Source organism: Cohnella sp. GbtcB17 (genome assembly GCF_019091135.1).
Classification (GTDB): Bacteria; Bacillota; Bacilli; order Paenibacillales; family Paenibacillaceae; genus Cohnella.
In genome coordinates, this window is record NZ_JAGXJW010000128.1 from 1 (window position 1) to 3,760 (window position 3,760).

Here is a 3,760-nt window from a genome sequence, read left to right on the forward strand (position 1 = left end):
AGCCAGGATCAAACTCTCCATAAAGGTAAGCTTGACTTGCTCATGATAAAGCTGGTATAACTTTTCGCTTTGGCCCGAAGGCTTCAGCGTCCGTTTGTTTTAACGCTCGATGTTCAGTTTTCAAGGAGCAATCTTGTCTTCCATTGCCGGCCTTCGCTCTCGCAAGTTCTCCGAGCCGACAGCAGTTAACTTTATCAGGTTCGTTCGGGCTTGTCAACTTCTTTTTTTCGAAGCCGTTAAGCTCAAGCTCGTCTTGGCCTGTCCCCCGAAGGGGCGAGTACTAATATACCAAGCTGAGAAGAGAAAAGCAACTGTAAATACTTGTATTTGAAATTCTGCGTTGACATTCAATTCCCGATGTTCTAACTTGGAATTAAAACGATACGCAAGGAGGCTCTCGCATGAAGGAAGTCCCCATGCCCTATATTAAGTCCAATCAGACCGGCATCGTCCTGGTTGTCGTCGCGTCTTTCTTCTTCGCACCATTATGGCTGCTGGCCCTTCTATGGTTGATCGAAGTCGCCGGACTCGCCACGGGAGGCAGATACAACCTATTTATACGACTGGCGAAGCCTTGGCTGAAGACGGCCGGCAAAGAAACGCAAGCCCAGGAGCTGGCCCGCTTCAACAATACGCTCGCGGTCATCTTCCTCAGCTTGGCGGTCCTCAGCTTCTCGCTGGGCTGGACGGTCGCCGGGTACGCGTTCGCCGTCATGCTGCTTGCGGCTGCCGGCGCCGCCTTGCTCGGCTATTGCGTCGGCTGTACGGTTTACTTCCAGTACAAGCAATTTCTCGCGAGACGCCGTATCCGGCATTCGTAACCTCGTAAATCACAAAAGGCCGACACCCTCCGAATCGTTCGGAAGGCGTCGGCCTTTTAGGTTGCCAAGCGCTTATTCGCCCGCGGACTCTATGCCGAGCAGCTTCAAAAGCTCCCGCTCGTCCTCCAGCACGGGTACGCCGAGATCGCGCGCCTTCGTCAGCTTGCTGCCGGCGCTCTCGCCGGCGATGACGAGATCGGTCTTCTTGGAGACGCTGCCGGACACCTTGGCGCCGAGCGCCTCGAGACGCTTCGACGCCTCGTCGCGCGTGAGCAGGCTTAGCGTGCCGGTGAGGACGACCGTCTTGCCGAACAACGGATGGCTCGTATCGGCCGCCTGCGCCGCCGGGCGGTCGGACTCGGCCTTCACGCCCGCGGCGCGCATGCGGGCGATGCTCTGCTGCATAAGCGGGTCGCGGAAGAAGCCCGCGATGCTCTCGGCCACGATGCCGCCGATGTCAGGCAGCGTGACCAGCTCCTCAGCCTCGGCCGCCATCAGGCGATCGAGGTCGCCGTAGTGATCGGCGAGCGTGCGCGCGGTCGCCTTGCCCGTATTCGGGATGCCGAGCGCGTTCAGGAACGCAGCGAGTTCCCGCGATTTGGACTTTTCGATGGAGGCCAGCAGGTTGTTCGCCTTCTTTTCCCCGAAGCGCTCCAGCTTGACCAGATCGTCGAACTGCAGGTCGTACAAATCAGCGGGGTCGCGTACGTCGAGCGCTTCGAGCAGCTGCCCGGCGGTTTTGCCGCTGAACGTCTCGATGTCCATGCAGTCGCGGGAGGCGAAATGCGTAATGCGCCCCACGATCTGCGGCCGGCAGCCCAGACGGTTCGGGCAGAACAGATGCGCCCCGCGCAGCTCGAGCGGCGTGCCGCATGCCGGGCAAACCTCCGGCACCGCGATCTCGAGCCCCGGCTCCTCGTCGGCTTTCCCCAATATCTCGGGAATGACGTCGTTGGAGCGGCGGATAAAGACGCGCGTGCCGAGCGCATGCGTCAAATTTTTGCGCGCGATGTCGCCGATATTGTTCAGCGTGCAGTTCTGCACCGTCACGCCGGCCAGCTCGACCGCTTCGACGCGCGCGAGCGGCGTCACTTTGCCCGTACGGCCAACCTCCCAGGAGACGGACTCCAGCACGGTCGTCGTTTCCTCCGCCTCGAACTTGAACGCCACCGCCCATCGTGGAAATTTGTCCGTGTAGCCAAGCGCCTCGCGCGTGCGCAGGTCCGTCACCTTGACGACGGCCCCGTCGATGAGATAATCGAGCTCGTGCCGGAACACGACGATCGCGTTCAGCTCCTCAGCGATCTCTTCGATATTGTCGTAGTAACGCTCGAAGCTGTTGACAGGCAGGCCGTTGTCCCTGAGGAAGGCCAATATCTCGCGGTGGTTCGCGAACGAGATGCCTGCGTTATCCGAAAAGCCCACATTATAAAAGAAGGCGTCCAGCTTGCGCGAGGCGGTGACGGCCGGGTTCAGGTTGCGGAGCGCGCCGGCGGCGCCGTTGCGGGCGTTCTTGAGCGACTCGGCTGCGGTGCGGTTGTACGCTTCGAGCACGGACAGCCGCATAATGCCTTCGCCCTGGATCTCGATCGGTCCGCCTTTATAAGGAATCGACAGCGGGATTGAGCGAATCGTTTTGACCTGCGCCAATATGCCCTCGCCCACGACGCCGTTGCCGCGCGTCGCCGCCTGCACGAGCTCGCCGTTCGAATAGGTGAGGTTAAGCGTCAGCCCGTCGAACTTTTGCTCGATGACGTATTCGGGCGGCGGCAGCGGAGACTCGGGGTTGCGCGTATTGTAATCCGCGACCAGCTTGTTCACGCGCTGCGCCCACGCCTTGAGGTCATCGAAATTCTGGGCCTTGTCCAGGCTCCACAGCCGCGCCATGTGGCGATGGGGCTCGAAGCCCTTCAGAATTTCTCCGCCTACGCGGTGGGTCGGCGAATCGGGAAGCACGGTCCCCGTCTCTTTTTCCAGCGCAACCAGCTCGTCGTACAGCAGATCGTACTCCCGATCGCTGATGGAAGGGTTGTCCTCGGTGTAGTAACGCCGGACGTGAACGTTCAATTCGTCGACCAGCTGTCTCATCCGCTGCAGCGGCTCCGTCATCGTTATTCGGCCTCTCTCGTTACCCGGCGCGCCGGGTTGATGGTTGTGCGATTTGATTCAAGCGCCCCGATTATCGTGTAAAAAGAGACAACCGAGGTATAAACGGGAGGGTTTAAACATGGATAATCAAACGGATAAATATTACGATAGCCAGGAGAGGCACTCTTCGGTAAAGGAGACGTATTACGTCTCGGTATCCGCAGGTACGATCACAAAGGAAGAAAATCATACGACCGACCAGCTCAGCGTATACGCGACGGACCGGGAGATCGATCAGTTGATGTCGCTGCTCGCCAAGCGGGCCGAGACGGACGACGCGACTCATCTTCGCGCGATCATCCCGTACAAATCCGCGGATCACGACCCCGCCACGGACAAGTACAACGAGCAGATGCTCGACATCTACCGCACGATCTTCAGGATCGGCACGGAGGAGACGCGCAGGCATCTTATCCATATGGACATTCTCAACGTTTTGAAGGACCCCGATACCCATCTGCCGGGTTATCACTAAGCTTTATGTACGGGAAGGCCGCTGCGCCGTGTGGCGCGGCGGCTTTTTTGTTGCGGTTTGCGGTCAAAATCAAAGCTTGGTGACGGGCGCGAAGGCTGCGAGCAGACGTTTGAGACCGACAGGTGCGGGAAACGCGATGTTCAGCTCCGTATCGCTGCCGCTCCCCTTCACCGCGACGACCGTGCCGATGCCCCACTTCGCATGCTGCACCTTGTCCCCGGCCGCGACGGACAAGCCTTGCCCGCCGCCCGGCGCCGGCTGCGGGCTCGCGGCCGGCCGGCCGCCGACGCCGTAGGTCGCCGGCGGCTGCCCCGGC

General features: G+C 60.1%; 3 protein-coding genes and 1 pseudogene. 2 read left to right on the plus strand and 2 right to left on the minus strand.

The annotated features are described in order from the left end of the window. Positions 1-401: 401 nt before the first annotated feature. Complete coding sequence (locus KVT38_RS33160; protein WP_217598012.1) at positions 402-821, plus strand: DUF4395 domain-containing protein; 420 nt, start codon at positions 402-404, stop codon at positions 819-821. Positions 822-893: 72 nt separating this feature from the next. Here KVT38_RS33160 and ligA read toward each other — a convergent pair whose 3' ends face one another. Continuing rightward, entirely contained in the window at positions 894-2,930 is a 2,037-nt protein-coding gene (gene ligA, locus KVT38_RS33165; RefSeq protein ID WP_217598013.1) for an NAD-dependent DNA ligase LigA, read from the minus strand. A 118-nt stretch (positions 2,931-3,048) separates the two neighbouring features. On the opposite strand from ligA, the gene KVT38_RS33170 reads away from it, so the two are divergent. Next, on the plus strand, positions 3,049-3,444 hold the full coding sequence (locus KVT38_RS33170; protein ID WP_217598014.1) for a hypothetical protein: 396 nt from the start codon (positions 3,049-3,051) through the stop codon (positions 3,442-3,444). 69 nt (positions 3,445-3,513) lie between these two features. On the opposite strand, the pseudogene KVT38_RS33175 reads toward KVT38_RS33170, so the two are convergent. After that, positions 3,514-3,760: pseudogene (locus tag KVT38_RS33175) on the minus strand (ATP-dependent DNA helicase PcrA); the annotation flags it as partial.